This is a genomic window from Bacillus sp. AFS029637 (genome assembly GCF_002584985.1).
Lineage (GTDB): Bacteria > Bacillota > Bacilli > Bacillales > Bacillaceae_G > Bacillus_A.
The window spans coordinates 153349-173532 of the sequence record NZ_NUPZ01000040.1 but is presented as its reverse complement, the minus strand read 5'-3'; the positions used below and the strand labels follow the sequence as shown (position 1 = coordinate 173532).

Sequence of the window (20184 nt, the reverse complement as noted above, 5' to 3'; positions counted from 1 at the left end):
TATGAAGAAGTTAGTCGAGACGATTGTCAAGCCTCTTGTCGATCATCCTGAAGATGTAAAAGTTACACAGGAACTTTACAACGGAGAGATAAAGTATCGATTAACTGTACATCCTGAGGATGTTGGAAAAGTCATTGGAAAGCAAGGGAAGGTTGCGAAAGCGATTCGAATGCTCTTGTATTCAGTGGGACATCATAATGATGAGAAAGTAACACTGGAAATTCAATAAACGTAAAAAGGGCGAGGAGTTAATTCCTCTCCCTTTTTTAACATTTAAAGAGAAGTTGCATGTTCCATATGTGAAATGGAGATGCTTAATTTATATAGAAACCAGGGGTGACATACTGTTTATGACAAAATGGTTTAATGTAGGGAAAATTGTAAATACTCATGGCGTAAGAGGAGAAATTCGTGTGATTTCTCGTACTGATTTTCCAGAAGAGCGATATAAAGTAGGAAACACTTTATACATATCGAATGAGAAAAGTACAGACTACCTTCCGGTAAAAGTAACTTCTCATCGTCAACATAAGACATTTGATTTATTAACATTTGAAGGATACAACAATGTAGATGAAGTAGAGAAGTTCAAAGGTTCTTTAATAAAAGTGCCAGAAGAGCAGCTAGGCGAACTAGCTGAAGGTGAATACTACTATCATGAAATTATCGGTTGCAGTGTTGTGACAGAAGAAGGAGAAGCACTAGGAACAATTAAAGAGATTCTATCTCCTGGTGCAAATGATGTTTGGGTAATTAAACGTCCAAAGGGTCAAGACCTTTTAATTCCTTATATTGATGACGTTGTACTTCAAGTTAATATTGAAAATAAATTAGTAACCATTCATGTAATGGAAGGATTGCTATAATGAAAATTGATATTTTAACGTTGTTTCCAGATATGTTTACGGGTGTGTTTGGATCTTCAATTTTAAAGAAAGCACAAGAAAAAGAAGCTGTAGAGCTTCGTGTTGTCAATTTCCGTGATTATACGACTAGTAAACATAATAGTGTAGATGATTATCCGTATGGTGGGGGCGCTGGGATGGTATTAACCCCGCAGCCTATCTTTGATGCGGTGGAAGATTTAACGAAAGAAACAGAGCGTAAGCCGAGAGTGGTCTTAATGTGTCCGCAAGGGGAAAGATTTACTCAGAAGAAAGCGGAAGAGCTTGCAGAGGAAGAACATGTAATCTTTGTATGTGGGCATTATGAAGGCTATGACGAAAGAATTCGTGAACATCTCGTAACAGATGAAATTTCTATTGGTGATTACGTATTAACTGGTGGAGAACTAGCTTCTATGGTTATTACTGATAGTGTCGTACGTCTATTGCCAGGAGTGCTAGGGAACCATGCTTCGCAAGTAGAAGATTCGTTTAGTACAGGTTTGTTGGAGCATCCACACTATACACGTCCAGCTGATTTTCGTGGTATGAAGGTACCGGATGTACTAATGTCAGGAAATCATAAAAATATTGATGAATGGCGCCATAAAGAGTCCTTGCGTCGTACGTATACACGTAGACCGGACTTACTGGAAGAACGAGAATTATCTAAACAAGAAGAGAAATGGCTAGAACAAATTAAAGAAGGCCGATAAGGACTTGATATATTTTCTATTGCAACAGTCCTAGCAATATGCTATTATAACATTTGTGCTACTGAAATCAGTAGCCGTATTAACGATGTTCCGCTGTAATTTATTAAGACTTTATAAGAACATCTGTTTAAAGGAGAGAATTTAATATGCAACAATTAATCGCAGAAATTACAAAAGGCCAATTAAAAACTGACCTTCCTTCATTCCGTCCTGGAGACACTTTACGTGTACACGTAAAAGTAGTTGAGGGAACTCGTGAAAGAATTCAGCTTTTCGAAGGTGTTGTAATTAAACGTCGTGGTGGCGGAATCAGTGAAACATTCACAGTTCGTAAAATTTCTTACGGTGTAGGTGTTGAGCGTACATTCCCAATTCACACGCCAAGAATCGCGAAAATCGAAGTACTTCGCCGTGGTAAAGTACGTCGTGCTAAGTTATACTACTTACGTAACCTTCGCGGTAAAAAAGCACGTATTAAAGAAATTCGATAAGACATGTATGGGAGCTTGTAAATGCGCAAGCTCCCTTTTTCCAATCTATATAAAATTTTGATATAATACGAGCAGCTTACATAACCGTGGAGGGGAAATACATGAAGAAAGAAAAGAGTTCACTTTGGGAATGGATCAAGGCAATTTTGATTGCTGTTGTATTAGCGGGCGTTATTAGACAGTTTTTCTTTGCACCAATTCTCGTAGATGGAGTATCGATGGCATCTACTTTACACGATCGCGATCGAATGATTGTCAATAAAATTGGTTATCACATAGGAGATCCAAAACGATTTGATATTATCGTATTCCGGGCAACGGAAGATAAGGACTATATTAAGCGTATTATTGGCCTACCAGGCGATGAAATAGAGTATCGTAATGATACACTATATGTTAACGGAAAGGCTTATGAGGAGCCATATTTAGACAAGCAGAAAAAACAGATTGCTGACGGACCGCTTACATATGATTTTACTCTTGAAGAAATGACAGGGAAGAAAACTGTTCCAGAAGGTCAATTATTCGTTTTAGGCGATAATCGTCGTTTTAGTAAAGATAGCCGTTCGATTGGTACAATTTCAATGGACCAAGTGATTGGAAAAGCAAATATACTATATTGGCCGTTAAAAGATGCTCGTATTGTGAAATAAAAGAAAAAGAAGGTGGCAACATGGTAATTCAATGGTTCCCGGGACATATGGCAAAGGCTAGACGCCAAGTAACAGAAAAATTAAAGTTAATTGATGTTGTAATTGAGCTTGTAGATGCTCGATTACCTTTATCATCTCGAAATCCAATGATTGATGAGATTATTACGCATAAACCGAGGCTTGTTGTTTTAAATAAAGCAGATATGGCAGATGATCGTTTAACGAAACAATGGATTGCATATTTTAAAGAAAAAGGTCATATGGCAATTTCAATTAACGCGCAAGCTGGACAAGGTATGAAGGAAATTGCAGCGGCTTGTAAAGTGTTGGTTAAAGAAAAGTTTGATAAAATGGTTGCAAAAGGTATTAGACCGAGAGCGATTCGTGCATTAATTGTAGGGATACCGAATGTTGGTAAATCTACATTAATTAATAAATTAGCAAAGAAAAATATTGCTAAAACAGGAGATCGTCCAGGTGTGACAACAGCCCAGCAATGGATTAAAGTTGGGAAAGAAATGGAACTGTTAGATACACCGGGTATTCTGTGGCCTAAATTTGAAGATCAATTAGTGGGTCTTCGATTAGCGACAACAGGCGCAATTAAAGATTCCATTTTAAATTTACAAGATGTTGCTGTTTACGCACTACGTTTTATGGAGAAACATTATCCAGAACGTTTGAAAGAGCGCTATAATTTAAATGACATTCCAGAAGACATCGTGGAGTTATTTGATGCGATTGGAAAAAATAGAGGTTGCTTAATGGGCGGCGGAATGATTGATTATGATAAAACATCTGAACTTGTACTTCGTGAACTTCGTGGTGGCAAACTTGGAAAAATGACGTTTGAAACACCAGAAGAGTTTGCAGAGCAGACAGAAGATGCAGAAAAAGTAGAAGAAGTATAAGACGTGCGTTTGTACGTCTTTTCTTTTTTGTATATAAAGGGAGTGGCATGAATGCAAAAAGTGACTATTCAAGAAGCGGAACATTTACTGCAAGAAATTATGAGTGAAGAAGATGACCGCTTTCAACTATTAATGAAAGATGAGCGAAAAGGGGTACAAAAGCTCATTTTGAAGTGGTATAAACAAAAAGAGTTAGCGCAGAAAGAAAAAGAAAAGTTTTTCGAAATGTCCAAGTATGAGATTGCATTACGTGAAAAAGGTCTCGCATATATCGCAGGTATTGATGAAGTAGGGCGTGGACCGTTAGCTGGGCCTGTTGTGACGGCAGCTGTTGTCCTTCCGGAAGATTTTTATATTCCAGGGTTAAATGACTCGAAAAAGCTGAGTGAGGCGAAGCGAGAGCGTTTTTATGATGAAATCAAAGCACAAGCAATTGCAATTGGAGTTGGAATTGTATCACCGCAAGTTATTGATGAGATAAATATTTATCAAGCGACGAAACAAGCGATGTTAGATGCTGTTGCGAATTTATCTTGTACACCACAATATTTATTAATTGATGCGATGAAACTCCCTACACCAATTCCGCAAACATCCATTATTAAAGGTGATGCGAAAAGTATTTCTATTTCAGCTGCATCCATTATTGCGAAAGTAACGAGAGATCGTATGATGAAAGAGCTTGGAGAAAAGTATCCTGCATATGGATTTGAACAACATATGGGGTATGGAACAAAACAACATTTAGAGGCGATTGAAGTGCATGGCGTATTAGAGGAACATCGAAAATCGTTTGCACCTATTAAAGATATGATTCAAAAATAAGCTGCGAAAACGCAGCTTATTTTTTATTTTGACATATAAACATTACTATTTTCAAAAAAGAATAAAGCGATTTCAGTTTTCTGACACTTTATTGTAGACAGCGTGCCAATCATCTTATACAATGGCAATGTAATGTTTTTTAAACATTAAAAAACTTTTCGAGTAAAACAGGAAAACAGGGGAGGATGGGACCATGAATATCCATGAGTACCAAGGTAAGGCAGTCCTTAGAAGCTATGGGGTTAGTGTTCCGAACGGGAAGGTTGCATTTACAGTAGAAGAAGCTGTAGAAGCAGCGAAAGAATTAGGAACGGATGTATGTGTAGTAAAAGCACAAATTCACGCTGGTGGACGCGGCAAAGCTGGCGGAGTAAAAGTTGCAAAAAATTTAGATGAAGTTCGTACATATGCAGAGAGCATTTTAGGAACTACACTTGTGACACATCAAACAGGTCCTGAAGGTAAGGAAGTAAAACGCTTACTTATCGAAGAAGGTTGCGATATTAAAAAAGAATATTATGTAGGTCTTGTGTTAGATCGTGCAACTTCTCAAGTTGTTTTAATGGCGTCTGAAGAAGGCGGAACAGAGATTGAGGAAGTAGCAGAAAAAACACCTGAAAAAATCTTTAAAGAATATATTGATCCAGCAGTAGGCTTACAAGGCTTCCAAGCGCGCCGAATCGCATTTAACATCAATATTCCAAAAGAGCTTGTAGGACAAGCTGTGAAGTTTATGATGGGCTTATACCGTGCGTTTATCGAAAAAGATTGCTCTATCGCTGAGATTAACCCGCTTGTTACAACAGGTGACGGTAAAGTAATGGCGTTAGATGCGAAATTAAACTTTGATTCTAATGCGTTATATCGCCATAAAGACATTTTAGAACTTCGTGATCTTGAGGAAGAAGATGCAAAAGAAATTGAAGCTTCTAAATATGACTTAAATTACATTCCTTTAGATGGAAATATCGGTTGTATGGTTAATGGTGCAGGTTTAGCGATGGCTACAATGGATATCATTAAACATTACCATGGTGATCCAGCTAACTTCTTAGATGTTGGTGGCGGTGCGACAGCTGAAAAAGTTACAGAAGCATTCAAAATTATCCTTTCTGACAAAAATGTAAAAGGTATCTTCGTTAACATTTTTGGTGGCATTATGAAGTGTGATGTTATCGCAGAAGGTGTTATTGAAGCAACGAAACAAGTAGGTCTTGAATTGCCTTTAGTTGTACGTCTTGAAGGTACAAACGTAGAGTTAGGTAAGAAAATTTTAAATGAGTCTGGCTTAAATATTGTTGCAGCAGAATCTATGGCAGACGGTGCACAAAAAATTGTTTCACTAGTGGGCTAATAGAAAGCGGGGGAGAAAAATGAGCGTATTAGTTAATAAAGATACAAAAGTTATTGTTCAAGGTATTACAGGTTCTCAAGGGTTATTCCACACAAAACAAATGATTGAATACGGTACGAAAATTGTCGGTGGTGTAACGCCAGGTAAAGGTGGCACTGATATTGAAGGTGTACCAGTATTTGATACTGTAGAAGATGCAGTGAAAGCAACAGGCGCAAACGCTTCAGTTGTATACGTTCCACCCGCTTTTGCGGCTGATGCAATTATGGAAGCGGTTGATGCAGAAATCGATTTAGTAGTATGTATTACTGAAGGAATTCCTGTATTAGATATGGTAAACGTAAAGAGATATATGGCGGGTAAACATACACGTTTACTTGGACCGAACTGCCCAGGTGTTATCACGCCTGATGAATGTAAAATCGGTATTATGCCAGGATACATTCATAAAAAAGGTCATGTTGGTATCGTGTCTCGCTCTGGTACATTAACGTATGAGGCTGTACATCAGTTAACACAAGAAGGTATTGGTCAATCTACTGCTGTAGGTATTGGCGGAGACCCAGTTAACGGTACAGACTTTATTGATGCGTTAAAAGCATTTAATGAAGATGAAGAGACACATGCTGTAATTATGATTGGTGAAATCGGCGGTACAGCGGAAGAAGAAGCAGCTGAATGGGTAAAAGCTAATATGACAAAACCTGTTGTGGGCTTCATTGGTGGCCAAACTGCGCCTGAAGGCAAACGTATGGGCCATGCTGGGGCAATCATTTCTGGTGGTAAAGGAACTGCTGCAGAAAAGATTAAAACAATGGAAGCTTGTGGTATTAAAGTAGCAGAAACACCAGCTGTTATGGGTGAAACATTAATCTCTGTTTTAAAAGAAAAGGGATTATTTGAGACTTGTAAAAACTATTAATCTTTTCGAAAGACACCTTCTTATTAGAGGTGTCTTTTTATAGTTCTTCTGTTTACATAATAAAAATTATGGGTAAGGAGAAATGAGATGAAACGAGAACGATTATTACACCTTCATTACATGTTAGCCGACCATTGGAAGGCGATAAAAAGGTTACTGTATGTCGATCCAGAATTGAAAAAAATATACACTTTTAATGCAAAACAAATGGAACACTACATGGGAATATCCTCGAAAAAATCTTCAGAATTAGTACATTTTCTTCAAAGTTCAAATCTATCGCAATATATATCTTATTTAGAGAAAAATCAAATCTTTTATATGACTATATGGGATGAAGAATACCCACAATTATTACGTGAAATACAAGATCCGCCCTTTGTTTTATATGGAAAAGGAGAGAAGGGTTTTCTCAATAAAGCAAATAAACTAGCGATTGTTGGAACGAGAGAGCCGACTTTATATGGTCATGAGAGTTTAGCGTCTATTGTACACCCGTTATTAAAAAGAGAATGGCTTATTGTTAGTGGGTTTGCAAGGGGGATAGATACAATGTCTCATGAAATTACAGTAAGACAGCATTGCCCAACTATTGCGATATTGGGACATGGATTATCTTATATGTATCCAAAAGAAAATAGGCATTTGTATGAAGCGTGGAAGGAATATATATTGTTATTGACAGAGTATCCGCCGCACTATGCGCCAAAAAAATGGTATTTTCCAAAACGAAACCGAATTATTAGCGGTATAAGTAAAGGTGTTTTAGTTGTAGAAGCGAAATCGAGAAGTGGAACACTTATTACTGCGGACCTTGCGTTAGAGCAAAATAGGGAGGTATTTGCGCTTCCTGGACCTATATTTATAGAGGGTGCATCGGGAACGAATCATCTTATTCAACAAGGTGCAAAACTAGTAAGAAATGCAGAAGATATCTTAGAAGAGATTTTAAATTAACCTTATATTTTTATGTTTTTATTAAACAATTATTGACAAATGGTAGATTGGCACTGTATGGTATATTCATTCTTGATTGACAAAAACAAGAGAAATCAATAAGATTAATGAAGACTTGAATCCACCTCTTAAGGAGGCACTAGCATGTCAGATTACCTCGTAATCGTGGAGTCGCCTTCTAAGGCGAAGACCATTGAGAAATATTTAGGGAAAAAATACAAAGTTGTCGCGTCTATGGGACACGTTCGCGATTTACCTAAAAGTCAAATGGGGATAGAAGTAAAGAACAACTTCACCCCGAAGTATATTACCATTCGTGGTAAAGGTCCCGTCTTAAAAGACTTAAAATCAGCGGCAAAAAAAGCAAAGAAAGTCTATCTCGCGGCCGATCCAGACCGCGAAGGGGAAGCTATTGCTTGGCATTTAGCCAATACGTTAAATGTGGACGTTGAATCAGATTGCCGAGTTGTGTTTAATGAGATTACAAAAGATGCAATCAAAGAATCATTTAAACATCCTCGTGCGATTAATATGGATTTAGTAGATGCACAACAAGCAAGACGTATACTTGATCGCCTTGTTGGTTACAATATTAGTCCTTTATTATGGAAGAAAGTAAAAAAAGGACTAAGTGCAGGACGCGTACAATCTGTAGCAGTTCGTTTAATTATCGAACGTGAAAAAGAAATTGAAAGCTTTGAACCTGAAGAATTCTGGACAATTAAGACAGAATTTGTGAAAGGGAAAGACACATTTGAAGCAAGTTTTTATGGTGTAGATAGTGAAAAAGTTCAATTAACGAATGAAACGCAAGTGAATGAAATAATTGAACAGATGAAAGATAATGCGTTTTCAGTTGAAAATGTAACGAGAAAAGAGCGCAAACGTAATCCTGCATTACCGTTTACAACATCTTCCTTGCAACAAGAAGCTGCACGTAAGTTGAATATGCGAGCAAAGAAAACAATGATGCTTGCGCAGCAATTGTATGAAGGGATCGATCTTGGAAAACAAGGGACTGTAGGTCTTATTACGTATATGAGAACTGACTCAACACGTATCTCAGAAACAGCTCAAACAGAGGCTCGTACTTACATTACTGAGGCGTTTGGTACGGAATACATAGGAACAGAAAAGAAGAAAGAAACGAAAAAATCAAATGCGCAAGATGCGCATGAGGCGATTCGTCCAACTTCGGTAATGAGAAAGCCAGAGGAACTAAAAAGTTTCTTAAGCCGTGACCAACTTCGATTGTATAAATTGATTTGGGAGCGATTTGTTGCAAGTCAAATGTCGTCTGCTATAATGGATACTGTGACAGCGAGACTCATTAATAACAATGTTCAGTTCCGTGCTAGTGGATCGGTTGTAAAGTTCCCAGGATTTATGAAAGTGTATGTAGAGTCAAAAGATGACGGGGCTGAAGAAAAGGATAAGATGTTGCCGCCTTTAGAAGTAGGGGAAACTGTATTTTCTAAGGATCTAGAACCGAAGCAACATTTTACACAACCTCCACCGCGTTATACAGAGGCTCGTTTAGTAAGAACACTTGAAGAGCTTGGAATTGGAAGACCATCTACGTATGTGCCAACACTAGAAACGATTCAAAAACGTGGATATGTAGGCTTGGATAATAAACGTTTCGTTCCAACTGAACTTGGTGAAATAGTAATCGAACTTATTTTAGAATTTTTCCCGGAAATTATTAACATTGAATTTACTGCCAATATGGAGCAAAGCCTTGATGAAGTAGAAGAAGGAAATGCGAATTGGGTAAAAATTGTTGATGATTTCTACGTAGGCTTTGAACCGCGTTTAGAAAAAGCGGAAAAAGAAATGCGTGAAGTGGAAATTAAAGATGAACCAGCTGGGGAAGACTGTGAATTGTGTAACCACCCAATGGTCTTTAAAATGGGTAAGTATGGGAAATTTATGGCTTGTTCGAATTTCCCAGATTGTCGTAATACAAAGCCGATTGTGAAAGAAATCGGTGTTACTTGTCCGAAGTGTGATAAAGGTCAAATTATTGAACGCCGAAGTAATAAGAAGAAACGTCTTTTCTATGGATGCGGTACATATCCAGAATGCGACTTTGTATCTTGGGATAAGCCGATTGGCCGTAAGTGTCCGAAGTGCGAAGGTATGCTTGTAGAGAAAAAGTTGAAAAAAGGCGTGCAAGTACAATGTATTTCGTGCGATTATGAAGAAGAACAACAAATGTGAGCGTAACTGCTCACATTTTTTTCGGGAAGAAAAGGAAAGGTGATATATAATATGACAACACAAGTAGTAAACGTCATTGGCGCAGGTCTTGCAGGAAGTGAAGCAGCTTACCAAATTGCAAAACGCGGCGTTCAAGTTAAATTATACGAAATGAGACCAGTAAGGCAAACACCGGCTCACCACACAGATAAATTCGCTGAATTAGTATGTAGTAATTCACTTCGTGCAAACACATTAACAAATGCAGTTGGAGTTATTAAAGAAGAAATGCGTTTAATGGATTCAGTAATTATTCGTGCAGCGGATGAGTGTTCTGTACCAGCTGGAGGTGCTTTAGCTGTAGACCGTCATGAATTTGCGGCGAAAGTAACTGAGTATGTGAAAAATCATCCAAACGTAACTGTTATGAATGAAGAGGTCACTGAAATTCCAGAAGGACCAACTATTATTGCGACAGGTCCACTTACTTCTCCAGATCTTTCTGCACAATTAAAAGAACTAACAGGTGAAGATTATTTTTACTTCTATGATGCTGCAGCGCCAATCGTTGAAAAAGACAGCATTGATATGAATAAAGTATATTTAAAATCACGTTATGATAAAGGTGAAGCGGCATATTTAAACTGTCCAATGACAGAAGAAGAATTTGACCGTTTTTATGAAGCTTTAATTGCTGCTGAGACAGTGCCTTTAAAAGAATTTGAAAAAGAAATTTTCTTTGAAGGTTGTATGCCGGTAGAGGTTATGGCAAGTAGAGGAAGACAGACGCTAGTGTTTGGACCGATGAAGCCTGTTGGGTTAGAAGATCCGAAAACAGGGAAAACGCCATATGCTGTTGTTCAGTTACGTCAAGATGATGCAGCAGGAACATTATACAACATTGTAGGTTTCCAAACACATTTAAAGTGGGGACCACAAAAAGAAGTATTACAGCTAATTCCAGGGTTAGAAAACGCAGAGATTGTACGTTACGGCGTAATGCATCGTAATACGTTTATTAATTCACCTAACTTGCTTCGCCCAACATATCAATATAAACAACGAGATGATTTATTCTTCGCTGGCCAAATGACTGGAGTAGAGGGATATGTTGAATCGGCAGCATCAGGATTATTAGCGGGTATTAACGCTGCTCGACTTGTAAAAGGTGAAGAACCAGTTGTATTACCACCTGTAACTGCAATGGGAAGCATGGCGAACTATATTACAGCGACAAATGCGAAAAACTTCCAACCAATGAATGCAAACTTCGGTCTATTCGCACCGTTAGAGAAGAAAATTAAGAAGAAAGCAGAACGAAATGAAGCGTATGCTACACGTGCTTTAGAAACGATTCAAAATTTTGTAAATATTTAGTTAAATATCTTGCAAAGGCTACTAAGTTGTGATACGATTTAGTAGCCTTTATTGAGGTGAGTTATGTGAATGTGAAGAAATTGTTACAATTATTCGTTGGATATTTACAAATTGAAAGAAATTATTCAAAATATACAATTGCAAGTTATCAAAATGATTTAGAACATTTTGTGCAATTTATGGAGCGAGAAGGCATATCCTCTTTTTTAGATGTTACATACGCAGATGTTCGTTTGTACTTAACGACGTTGCATGATGAAAAGTTAGCCCGTAAATCTGTCGCAAGAAAAGTATCAAGCTTACGAAGTTTATATCGTTTTTTGATGCGTGAAGGTTATCGGACAGATAACCCGTTTGCACTTGCGTCACTCCCCAAAAAAGAATTGTCAATCCCAAAGTTTTTATATGCTGAAGAGCTAGAGGAATTATTTGAAGTTTCTGATACGGAAACACCACTGGGTCAAAGAAATCAAGCACTATTAGAGTTGATGTATGCGACTGGGATCCGTGTTAGTGAATGTGTCAATTTACAACTTACCGATATTGACTTCGCGGTGGGAACAATTTTAGTGATGGGAAAAGGAAAAAAACAAAGGTATATTCCGTTCGGAAGCTATGCACAAGATGCTTTAATTACTTATATAGAGAACGGGAGAAAACAGTTAGCTAACAAGACTGAAGAACACTCTCATATGGTATTTTTAAATGCGAAAGGTACGCCGTTAACAAGTCGGGGTGTACGTTATGTATTAAACGAACTCATTAAGAAGGCTTCAGTGACAATGCGGATAAGTCCCCATATGTTAAGGCATACATTTGCTACACATATGTTAGATGAAGGGGCGGATTTACGTACTGTACAGGAGTTGTTAGGTCATGAAAATTTGTCGACGACACAAATTTATACGCATGTCTCTAAAGAAAGATTGCGTTCTGTTTACATGAAGCATCACCCGCGGGCATAAATTGCTTTTAAAGCTATAAAAACATATAAAGGAGTTTTTTCTATGGGAAATTTCCACGCTACAACGATATTTGCAGTTCATCATAATGGAGAATGTGCAATGGCTGGAGATGGTCAGGTGACAATGGGAAATGCTGTTGTAATGAAACATACAGCTCGTAAAGTTCGCAGACTTTTCCAAGGTAAAGTTTTAGCTGGTTTTGCAGGTTCAGTTGCTGACGCATTTACTCTTTTTGAAATGTTTGAAGGGAAATTAGAAGAGTATAATGGCAACTTGCAGCGTGCTGCTGTTGAAATGGCAAAACAATGGCGTGGCGATAAAATGTTACGTCAGCTAGAAGCGATGCTCATTGTCATGGATAAAACAACTATGCTCCTTGTTTCAGGTACAGGAGAAGTGATTGAACCGGATGATGGCATTTTAGCAATTGGATCTGGTGGGAATTATGCACTTTCTGCAGGTCGTGCTTTAAAGCAATATGCAAGTGAACACTTAACAGCGAAACAAATTGCGAAAGCGAGTTTAGAGATTGCTGGCGATATTTGTGTTTATACGAACCACAACATAATTGTTGAAGAATTGTAGAATCGTAAGGGAGGCATTTTATATGCATTTACATTTTACTCCGCGCCAAATTGTGGAAAAATTAGATCAATACATTATCGGTCAAAAAGATGCGAAGAAAGCGGTTGCTGTAGCTTTGAGAAATCGATACCGCCGAAGTAAATTAGCTGAAGATTTACGTGATGAAATTGCACCTAAAAATATTTTAATGATTGGACCAACAGGTGTTGGGAAAACAGAGGTAGCACGACGAATGGCGAAACTCGTTGGAGCACCTTTTATTAAGGTTGAAGCTACGAAATTTACAGAAGTTGGATATGTAGGTAGAGATGTAGAGTCGATGGTACGTGACCTTGTGGAAACGTCAGTTCGTATTGTGAAAGAAGAAATGGTAATTAAAGTACAAGACAAAGCAGAAGAGCAAGCAAACCAACGACTTGTTGAAATTTTAGTGCCAAGTCCGGAGAAGCAATCTGGATTCAAAAACCCATTAGAAATGCTTTTTGGCGGCGCTCAAAATTCGAATCAAACATCTGATGCAGAGGAAGATGTTGAAATCGAAAAGAAACGTCAAGATGTGGAAAGAAAGCTTGCTGCAGGACTTCTTGAAGATGAAATCGTATCGATTGAAGTGACTGAACAGCAGTCTTCCATGTTCGATATGTTACAAGGAACTGGCATGGAACAAATGGGGATGAATTTCCAAGATGCATTAGGAAGTTTTATGCCGAAAAAAACGAAAAAACGTAAACTTTCTGTAAAAGAAGCAAGAAAACTCTTGACAAATGAAGAGGCACAGCGCTTAATTGATATGGATGAAGTTACACAAGAGGCTGTTTATCGTGCTGAACAGCTCGGGATTATTTTTATCGATGAAATTGACAAAATTGCTGGTAAGCAGTCGAATAGCGTAGATGTATCACGTGAAGGCGTGCAACGTGACATTTTACCAATTGTAGAAGGATCGAATGTTGCGACAAAATACGGATCAGTAAAAACGGATTATATTTTATTCGTTGCAGCTGGAGCGTTCCATATGTCTAAGCCGTCGGATTTAATTCCGGAATTGCAAGGGAGATTTCCGATTCGAGTAGAATTAACAAAATTATCGACAGATGATTTTGTGAAAATATTAATCGAGCCTGACAATGCGCTAATTAAACAATATATGGCATTATTAGCGACTGAAGGTATAGAAATTGAATTTTCAGACGAAGCTATTCGTAAGATTGCTGAGATTGCTTATCAAGTTAATCAGGATACAGATAATATTGGAGCAAGAAGACTTCATACGATTATGGAGAAACTCCTTGAAGATTTATCGTTTGAAGCATCTGAAATTACGTTAGAGAAAATAACGATAACACCTCAATACGTTGAGGAGAAATTAGCAACAATTGCTAAAAATAAAGATGTGAGCCAGTTTATTTTGTAATAGTGTCATCAGGTGACTCGCCCTAGTTTCCAAGTGATGAAAAAATATGTAAGTAATATGTAGGAGGAACTTTTGAAATGGAATTATTAGCAAAAACGAGAAAATTAAATGCGTTATTACAGAGCGCAGCAGGGAAGCCTGTAAACTTTAGAGAAATGTCTGACACGATGTGTGAAGTAATTGAAGCAAACGTGTTCGTTGTAAGTCGTCGTGGTAAATTACTAGGTTATGCAATTCACCAACAAATCGAAAACGAGCGTATGAAGCAAATGCTTGCAGAGCGCCAATTCCCAGAAGAATATACACAAAGCTTATTTAACATTACAGAAACATCTTCAAACTTAGATGTGAACAGTGCTTACACAGCATTCCCGGTAGAAAACAGAGAATTATTCGGTCAAGGTTTAACTACAATCGTACCGATCGTTGGTGGCGGTGAACGTCTAGGTACATTAGTATTAGCTCGTCTTGGTCAAGAATTCTTAGATGATGATTTAATTCTTGCTGAGTACAGCTCAACTGTTGTAGGCATGGAAATCTTACGTGAAAAAGCAGAAGAAATCGAAGAGGAAGCACGCAGTAAAGCTGTTGTTCAAATGGCGATTAGCTCATTATCTTACAGTGAGTTAGAAGCAATTGAGCACATCTTCGAAGAATTAAATGGAACAGAAGGTTTACTTGTTGCAAGTAAAATTGCTGATCGCGTAGGGATTACTCGTTCTGTAATCGTAAATGCACTACGTAAATTAGAAAGTGCTGGTGTTATTGAGTCTCGTTCTTTAGGTATGAAAGGAACATACATTAAAGTGCTAAACGACAAGTTTCTACAGGAACTTGCTAAATTAAAAACAAACTAATTTATAAAAACTCTCCTCACTTGAGGAGAGTTTTTTTTGTATATAAGAGATTGATGTTGTTTGTGAAAAGCGCCATAATCATGTTTTGTTAGAAACTATTATGTGTATTTCACTTTTTTGCTTAAAAGAAATACAGGTTGGTAATACTAGAATTCGAGTGTGAATAAAGAAAGTTTTACATTGTTCGCATTTTCGACTTGATTGTAATATTTCAGTATGATATAGTAAGCAGTGGTGTCAGTACAAAGTACACACGTTTACCGATTTAAGTGTTGGTGCTACGTTTGTAGTTTCGCTTAGAGATGAAGTAAACGGAGGATATCAAAAACCATTTAGGAGGAACTATATTATGTCAGTAATTTCTATGAAGCAATTGCTTGAAGCTGGTGTTCATTTCGGACATCAAACTCGTCGTTGGAACCCAAAAATGAAGCGTTACATTTTCACAGAGCGTAACGGTATCTACATCATCGACTTACAAAAAACTGTGAAAAAAGTTGAGGAAGCTTACAGAACGATGCGCGACATCGCTGCTGAAGGTGGAGACATCTTATTCGTAGGTACTAAAAAACAAGCACAAGAAGCTATTAAAGAAGAAGCAACTCGTGCTGGTATGTACTTCGTTAACCAACGTTGGTTAGGTGGAACTTTAACAAACTTCCAAACAATCCAAAAACGTATCAAGCGTCTTAAAGACATCGAAAGAATGCAAGAAGATGGTACTTTCGAAGTACTACCTAAGAAAGAAGTTGTTCAACTTAAAAAAGAGTTAGAGCGTCTTGAGAAATTCTTAGGCGGTATTAAAGATATGAAAGGTCTTCCAAGTGCATTATTCGTAGTAGACCCTCGTAAAGAGCGTATTGCAGTTGCTGAAGCACGCAAATTACACATTCCAATCATCGGTATCGTTGATACAAACTGTGATCCAGACGAAATCGATCACGTTATCCCAGCAAACGATGATGCAATTCGTGCTGTAAAACTTCTTACATCTAAAATGGCAGACGCGATCCTTGAAGCAAAACAAGGTGAAGAAACTGTTACTGCGTAACAAAGTTGGAAAGGTGATAAGGGGTTCGGCCTTTTATCACCTTTTTTAAGGTATAAACACCTTTATAAAAGGTATAAATACATATTTTAGGAGGATGAAAAGTATGGCAATCACTGCACAAATGGTAAAAGAATTACGTGAAAAAACTGGCGCAGGTATGATGGACTGCAAAAAAGCTTTAACAGAAACTAATGGTGACATGGAGAAGGCAATTGACTTCTTACGTGAAAAAGGTATTGCGAAAGCTGCTAAAAAAGCAGACCGCATTGCTGCTGAAGGTTTAACTTTCATCGAAACAAACGGTAACGATGGTTTAATCTTAGAATTAAACTCAGAAACTGATTTCGTTGCGAAAAACGAAGGTTTCCAAACTTTAATTAAAGAATTAGCTGCTCACCTATTAACTAACAAACCAGCTAACGTTGAAGAAGCTATGGCTCAAACAATGGAAAATGGTAAAAAAGTAGAAGAGCACATCAACGAAGCAATCGCTAAAATTGGTGAAAAACTTACACTTCGTCGTTTCGAAATCGTATCAAAAACTGATGCAGATGCATTCGGCGCTTACCTACACATGGGTGGACGCATTGGTGTACTAACAGTTCTTGAAGGTTCAACTGATGAAGCAGCTGCTAAAGATGTTGCAATGCACATCGCTGCAGTTAACCCTAAATACATCGACCGCGATGCTGTAACAGCTGAAGAAGTTGAGCATGAGCGTCAAGTATTAACACAACAAGCATTAAACGAAGGCAAGCCAGAAAAAATCGTTGCAAAAATGGTTGAAGGCCGTCTTGGCAAATTCTTCGAAGAAATTTGCTTACTTGACCAAGCATTCGTTAAAAACCCTGATATGAAAGTTCGTCAGTTCGTTGAGTCTAAAGGCGGAACATTAAAAGGATTCGTTCGCTACGCTGTTGGTGAAGGTATCGAAAAACGCGAAGACAACTTTGCTGAAGAAGTAATGAACCAAGTAAAAGGTAGCAACTAATACAGATTAGGGAACACTTTGTGTTCCCTTTTTTAAAATAAAGATGTAAGCAATTGGAGGTTCATTATGAGTAAACCGAAATATAATCGTGTCGTTTTAAAGCTAAGCGGAGAAGCTTTAGCTGGCGAACAAGGATTTGGAATTAACCCATCTGTTATTAAATCAGTTGCGGAACAAGTAAAAGAAATTGCAGAGCTTGATGTAGAGGTTGCTGTTGTTGTTGGTGGCGGGAACATTTGGCGTGGAAAAATTGGAAGTGAAATGGGCATGGATCGTGCAGGAGCAGATTACATGGGCATGTTAGCTACAGTTATGAATTCGTTAGCACTTCAAGATAGCTTGGAGAATATCGGAATCCAAACTCGCGTACAAACTTCAATTGAAATGCGTCAAGTGGCAGAACCTTACATTCGTCGTAAAGCAGTTCGTCACTTAGAGAAGAAACGTGTTGTTATCTTTGCAGCAGGTACAGGTAATCCTTACTTCTCTACAGATACAACGGCAGCGTTACGCGCAGCTGAAATCGAAGCGGACGTTATCTTAATGGCGAAAAATAATGTGGATGGCGTATATAATGCGGATCCATCTATTGACCCGACAGCTACGAAATACGAAACACTTACTTACTTAGATGTATTAAAAGAAGGTTTAGGTGTAATGGATTCTACAGCTTCTTCTTTATGTATGGATAATGACATTCCATTAATTGTATTCTCAGTTATGGAAAAAGGTAATATTAAACGCGCCGTTTTAGGTGAAAATATTGGAACAGTTGTAAGGGGGAAATAAACATGGGACAACAAGTATTGAAGTCTTCGAATGAAAAAATGGAAAAAGCAGTTGCTGCTTATTCTCGTGAATTAGCAACAGTTCGTGCTGGCCGTGCAAACGCGTCTGTATTAGATAAGGTACAAGTTGATTACTATGGTGCACCAACACCAGTTGTGCAATTAGCGAACATTACAGTTCCTGAAGCACGTTTACTTGTAATTCAACCTTATGATAAAACTTCTATCGGTGATATTGAAAAAGCAATTTTAAAAGCAGATTTAGGCTTAAACCCTTCTAATGATGGAACTGTAATTCGTATTGCATTCCCTGCATTAACAGAAGAGCGTCGTCGCGATCTTGTAAAAGTTGTAAAAAAATATGCTGAAGAAGCAAAAGTTGCGGTTCGTAACGTACGTCGTGACGGAAATGATGATCTTAAGAAGCTTGAAAAAGCTGGCGAGATTACAGAAGATGATTTAAGAGGATATACTGAAGATATCCAAAAAGAAACAGATAAATATATTGCAAAAGTTGACGAAATCGCAAAAAACAAAGAAAAAGAAATCATGGAAGTGTAATAGCGATACTTTCGCAAATATGACCCTCTTCTTAAGGGGGTCTTTTTACACTTTTAGGCATACGTCTGCTTGCTGGAGGGTATGAATGATGTTTAAAAACTTTCCTTTTTTTAAAGGTAAAAAGGACACATCGTTTGATCATCTCGTTGAAGAAGTGAAAAAAGGATACATCCCAGAACATATTGCTATCATTATGGATGGTAATGGAAGATGGGCAAAGAGGAGAGCAATGCCTCGTATTGCGGGACATCATGAAGGTATGCAAGTTGTAAAAAAAATTACAAAATTTGCAAGTAAACTTAATGTGAAAGTATTAACTCTCTATGCTTTTTCAACTGAGAACTGGAAAAGACCGAAGAAGGAAGTTGATTATTTAATGAAGCTTCCAGAAGAATTTTTAGGTACATTTTTACCAGAATTGATTGAAGAGAACGTACAAGTCCGAGTAATAGGGCAACAAGATCGTCTTCCTACGCATACACGCAGAGCGATGGAGAAGGCCATGGAAGATACGAAAGAGAATACGGGATTAATTCTTAATTTCGCGTTAAACTATGGAAGTCGAGATGAAATCGTTTCTGCTGTGCAACATATGATGAAAGATAGTGAGGAAGGAAAGATTCGTGTAGAAGATGTAAGTGAAGAAATGCTTTCTTCCTACTTAATGACGAGTTCTTTACCTGATCCAGAGTTGTTAATCCGTACGAGCGGAGAGCTACGTATTAGTAATTTCATGCTATGGCAAATTGCATATTCGGAATTTTGGTTTACAGATGTGTATTGGCCAGACTTTACCGAGGAACATTTGCTAAATGCGATTACAGACTTTCAGCATAGAGGGCGCAGATTCGGAGGCGTGTAGAAAGAGAGGGTTTGGTAGTGAAACAGAGAATTATTACTGGAGTGGTTGCTGCCGCGCTATTCATTCCCATCGTAATTTACGGTGGCGTGCCTTTTACGGTTTTAGTGTATGCACTTGCTTCTATAGGTTTATATGAATTAATTCGTATGAATAAGCTTACGCTTATTTCAGTACCAACAGTTTTAGCTGCAATATTATTATGGATTATTTTAATTCCAAGTAGTGCATCAGAACTGTTTACGTGGATTGGGTTAGGTAAGTTAGAAATCACATTTGTGATTGTTCTATTACTTTTATCATATACAGTCCTTTCTAAGAATACATTTACTTTTGACAATGCTTCATTTTTACTAATGGCCACGACATATGTTGCAATGGGATTCTTATATTTAAATGAAACGAGAATATTAGGAATTAAATATGTGTTTTGCGCATTATTTGTTATATGGGCTACTGATTCAGGCGCATATTTCGTAGGAAAAGCATTAGGAAAGAGAAAACTGTGGCCAGAAATTAGTCCAAATAAAACGATTGAAGGCTCATTAGGCGGAATTGTTTGTGGAATTGTTGTGGCACTGGTTTACAATATGTTCTTCCCAGTTGAAGCGAATGTATGGATTTTAATTGTGCTGACAATTATCATTTCTATTTTTGGACAAATTGGTGATTTAGTACAATCTGCTTTTAAACGTCATTATGGCGTAAAGGATTCAGGTACAATTCTACCTGGACATGGTGGTATATTAGATCGAACAGATAGTTGGTTATTCGTTTTACCAATTCTCTACTTCTTATTACAATACAATTAATAAATGAAC

General features: G+C 37.7%; 22 protein-coding genes. All 22 read left to right on the top strand.

Annotated elements, in window-relative coordinates; genetic code table 11:
- The first annotated feature begins 1 nt into the window (after position 1).
- The 22 genes from COE49_RS21750 (at position 2) to cdsA (ending at position 20175) form a co-directional block, all read left to right on the top strand.
- Entirely contained in the window at positions 2 to 229 is a 228-nt protein-coding gene (locus tag COE49_RS21750) for a KH domain-containing protein (RefSeq protein ID WP_000737397.1), read from the top strand.
- Between the two features lie 121 nt (positions 230 to 350).
- Positions 351 to 866 carry a ribosome maturation factor RimM gene (rimM, locus tag COE49_RS21745; RefSeq protein ID WP_088230132.1) on the top strand — a complete coding sequence of 172 codons (516 nt, stop codon included), beginning with the start codon at positions 351 to 353 and terminating at the stop codon, positions 864 to 866.
- Positions 866 to 1600: a tRNA (guanosine(37)-N1)-methyltransferase TrmD gene (gene trmD / locus COE49_RS21740; RefSeq protein ID WP_088230131.1), complete on the top strand. Its 735-nt coding sequence runs from the start codon at positions 866 to 868 to the stop codon at positions 1598 to 1600. The genes rimM and trmD overlap by 1 nt, the downstream gene beginning before the upstream one ends.
- A 146-nt stretch (positions 1601 to 1746) precedes the next feature.
- Positions 1747 to 2091 carry a 50S ribosomal protein L19 gene (rplS, locus tag COE49_RS21735; protein ID WP_001186515.1) on the top strand — a complete coding sequence of 115 codons (345 nt, stop codon included), beginning with the start codon at positions 1747 to 1749 and terminating at the stop codon, positions 2089 to 2091.
- 101 nt (positions 2092 to 2192) lie between these two features.
- Positions 2193 to 2744: a signal peptidase I gene (lepB, locus tag COE49_RS21730; RefSeq protein ID WP_088230130.1), complete on the top strand. Its 552-nt coding sequence runs from the start codon at positions 2193 to 2195 to the stop codon at positions 2742 to 2744.
- Between the two features lie 20 nt (positions 2745 to 2764).
- Positions 2765 to 3655: a ribosome biogenesis GTPase YlqF gene (ylqF, locus tag COE49_RS21725; protein WP_000236700.1), complete on the top strand. Its 891-nt coding sequence runs from the start codon at positions 2765 to 2767 to the stop codon at positions 3653 to 3655.
- Between the two features lie 51 nt (positions 3656 to 3706).
- Positions 3707 to 4480: a ribonuclease HII gene (gene rnhB, locus COE49_RS21720; protein WP_088230129.1), complete on the top strand. Its 774-nt coding sequence runs from the start codon at positions 3707 to 3709 to the stop codon at positions 4478 to 4480.
- 193 nt (positions 4481 to 4673) lie between these two features.
- On the top strand, positions 4674 to 5834 hold the full coding sequence (sucC, locus tag COE49_RS21715) for an ADP-forming succinate--CoA ligase subunit beta (protein WP_001020788.1): 1161 nt from the start codon (positions 4674 to 4676) through the stop codon (positions 5832 to 5834).
- A gap of 19 nt (positions 5835 to 5853) precedes the next feature.
- Entirely contained in the window at positions 5854 to 6756 is a 903-nt protein-coding gene (gene sucD, locus COE49_RS21710) for a succinate--CoA ligase subunit alpha (protein WP_000115179.1), read from the top strand.
- 87 nt (positions 6757 to 6843) lie between these two features.
- Positions 6844 to 7713 (top strand): DNA-processing protein DprA, encoded by an 870-nt coding sequence (gene dprA, locus COE49_RS21705; RefSeq protein ID WP_088230128.1) that lies wholly within the window; start codon positions 6844 to 6846, stop codon positions 7711 to 7713.
- Positions 7714 to 7857: 144 nt separating this feature from the next.
- The gene (topA, locus tag COE49_RS21700) at positions 7858 to 9936 is read left to right on the top strand and encodes a type I DNA topoisomerase (RefSeq protein WP_088230127.1); all 2079 of its coding nucleotides are present in this window, start codon (positions 7858 to 7860) and stop codon (positions 9934 to 9936) included.
- Positions 9937 to 9987: 51 nt separating this feature from the next.
- The gene (trmFO, locus tag COE49_RS21695) at positions 9988 to 11292 is read left to right on the top strand and encodes an FADH(2)-oxidizing methylenetetrahydrofolate--tRNA-(uracil(54)-C(5))-methyltransferase TrmFO (protein ID WP_098253116.1); all 1305 of its coding nucleotides are present in this window, start codon (positions 9988 to 9990) and stop codon (positions 11290 to 11292) included.
- 65 nt (positions 11293 to 11357) lie between these two features.
- Positions 11358 to 12257, top strand: a complete 900-nt coding sequence (gene xerC, locus COE49_RS21690; RefSeq protein ID WP_088230125.1) for a tyrosine recombinase XerC — start codon at positions 11358 to 11360, stop codon at positions 12255 to 12257.
- Positions 12258 to 12299: 42 nt separating this feature from the next.
- On the top strand, positions 12300 to 12842 hold the full coding sequence (gene hslV, locus COE49_RS21685) for an ATP-dependent protease proteolytic subunit HslV (RefSeq protein ID WP_000526274.1): 543 nt from the start codon (positions 12300 to 12302) through the stop codon (positions 12840 to 12842).
- A gap of 22 nt (positions 12843 to 12864) precedes the next feature.
- Positions 12865 to 14256 (top strand): ATP-dependent protease ATPase subunit HslU, encoded by a 1392-nt coding sequence (gene hslU / locus COE49_RS21680; RefSeq protein WP_088230124.1) that lies wholly within the window; start codon positions 12865 to 12867, stop codon positions 14254 to 14256.
- A 77-nt stretch (positions 14257 to 14333) separates the two neighbouring features.
- Positions 14334 to 15113: a GTP-sensing pleiotropic transcriptional regulator CodY gene (gene codY, locus COE49_RS21675; RefSeq protein WP_000421290.1), complete on the top strand. Its 780-nt coding sequence runs from the start codon at positions 14334 to 14336 to the stop codon at positions 15111 to 15113.
- A gap of 349 nt (positions 15114 to 15462) precedes the next feature.
- Entirely contained in the window at positions 15463 to 16164 is a 702-nt protein-coding gene (gene rpsB, locus COE49_RS21670; RefSeq protein WP_000111485.1) for a 30S ribosomal protein S2, read from the top strand.
- A 103-nt stretch (positions 16165 to 16267) separates the two neighbouring features.
- Positions 16268 to 17155, top strand: coding sequence for a translation elongation factor Ts (tsf, locus tag COE49_RS21665; RefSeq protein WP_060631984.1), 888 nt, complete (start codon positions 16268 to 16270; stop codon positions 17153 to 17155).
- A gap of 66 nt (positions 17156 to 17221) precedes the next feature.
- Positions 17222 to 17944: a UMP kinase gene (gene pyrH, locus COE49_RS21660; RefSeq protein WP_088230123.1), complete on the top strand. Its 723-nt coding sequence runs from the start codon at positions 17222 to 17224 to the stop codon at positions 17942 to 17944.
- A gap of 2 nt (positions 17945 to 17946) precedes the next feature.
- Complete coding sequence (gene frr / locus COE49_RS21655) at positions 17947 to 18504, top strand: ribosome recycling factor (RefSeq protein ID WP_000531501.1); 558 nt, start codon at positions 17947 to 17949, stop codon at positions 18502 to 18504.
- Between the two features lie 85 nt (positions 18505 to 18589).
- A complete protein-coding gene (gene uppS / locus COE49_RS21650; RefSeq protein ID WP_088230122.1) occupies positions 18590 to 19366 on the top strand; it encodes an undecaprenyl pyrophosphate synthase in 777 nt (258 codons plus the stop codon).
- 17 nt (positions 19367 to 19383) lie between these two features.
- A complete protein-coding gene (gene cdsA, locus COE49_RS21645; RefSeq protein ID WP_088230121.1) occupies positions 19384 to 20175 on the top strand; it encodes a phosphatidate cytidylyltransferase in 792 nt (263 codons plus the stop codon).
- Positions 20176 to 20184: the final 9 nt, after the last annotated feature.

What these genes read in the sequence shown, in the direction of transcription:
- COE49_RS21750 (WP_000737397.1), top strand. Translation starts at nt 2, where the DNA reads ATGAAGAAGTTAGTCGAGACGATTGTCAAGCCTCTTGTCGATCATCCT.
- rimM (WP_088230132.1), top strand. Translation starts at nt 351, where the DNA reads ATGACAAAATGGTTTAATGTAGGGAAAATTGTAAATACTCATGGCGTA.
- trmD (WP_088230131.1), top strand. Translation starts at nt 866, where the DNA reads ATGAAAATTGATATTTTAACGTTGTTTCCAGATATGTTTACGGGTGTG.
- rplS (WP_001186515.1), top strand. Translation starts at nt 1,747, where the DNA reads ATGCAACAATTAATCGCAGAAATTACAAAAGGCCAATTAAAAACTGAC.
- lepB (WP_088230130.1), top strand. Translation starts at nt 2,193, where the DNA reads ATGAAGAAAGAAAAGAGTTCACTTTGGGAATGGATCAAGGCAATTTTG.
- ylqF (WP_000236700.1), top strand. Translation starts at nt 2,765, where the DNA reads ATGGTAATTCAATGGTTCCCGGGACATATGGCAAAGGCTAGACGCCAA.
- rnhB (WP_088230129.1), top strand. Translation starts at nt 3,707, where the DNA reads ATGCAAAAAGTGACTATTCAAGAAGCGGAACATTTACTGCAAGAAATT.
- sucC (WP_001020788.1), top strand. Translation starts at nt 4,674, where the DNA reads ATGAATATCCATGAGTACCAAGGTAAGGCAGTCCTTAGAAGCTATGGG.
- sucD (WP_000115179.1), top strand. Translation starts at nt 5,854, where the DNA reads ATGAGCGTATTAGTTAATAAAGATACAAAAGTTATTGTTCAAGGTATT.
- dprA (WP_088230128.1), top strand. Translation starts at nt 6,844, where the DNA reads ATGAAACGAGAACGATTATTACACCTTCATTACATGTTAGCCGACCAT.
- topA (WP_088230127.1), top strand. Translation starts at nt 7,858, where the DNA reads ATGTCAGATTACCTCGTAATCGTGGAGTCGCCTTCTAAGGCGAAGACC.
- trmFO (WP_098253116.1), top strand. Translation starts at nt 9,988, where the DNA reads ATGACAACACAAGTAGTAAACGTCATTGGCGCAGGTCTTGCAGGAAGT.
- hslV (WP_000526274.1), top strand. Translation starts at nt 12,300, where the DNA reads ATGGGAAATTTCCACGCTACAACGATATTTGCAGTTCATCATAATGGA.
- hslU (WP_088230124.1), top strand. Translation starts at nt 12,865, where the DNA reads ATGCATTTACATTTTACTCCGCGCCAAATTGTGGAAAAATTAGATCAA.
- codY (WP_000421290.1), top strand. Translation starts at nt 14,334, where the DNA reads ATGGAATTATTAGCAAAAACGAGAAAATTAAATGCGTTATTACAGAGC.
- rpsB (WP_000111485.1), top strand. Translation starts at nt 15,463, where the DNA reads ATGTCAGTAATTTCTATGAAGCAATTGCTTGAAGCTGGTGTTCATTTC.
- tsf (WP_060631984.1), top strand. Translation starts at nt 16,268, where the DNA reads ATGGCAATCACTGCACAAATGGTAAAAGAATTACGTGAAAAAACTGGC.
- pyrH (WP_088230123.1), top strand. Translation starts at nt 17,222, where the DNA reads ATGAGTAAACCGAAATATAATCGTGTCGTTTTAAAGCTAAGCGGAGAA.
- frr (WP_000531501.1), top strand. Translation starts at nt 17,947, where the DNA reads ATGGGACAACAAGTATTGAAGTCTTCGAATGAAAAAATGGAAAAAGCA.
- uppS (WP_088230122.1), top strand. Translation starts at nt 18,590, where the DNA reads ATGATGTTTAAAAACTTTCCTTTTTTTAAAGGTAAAAAGGACACATCG.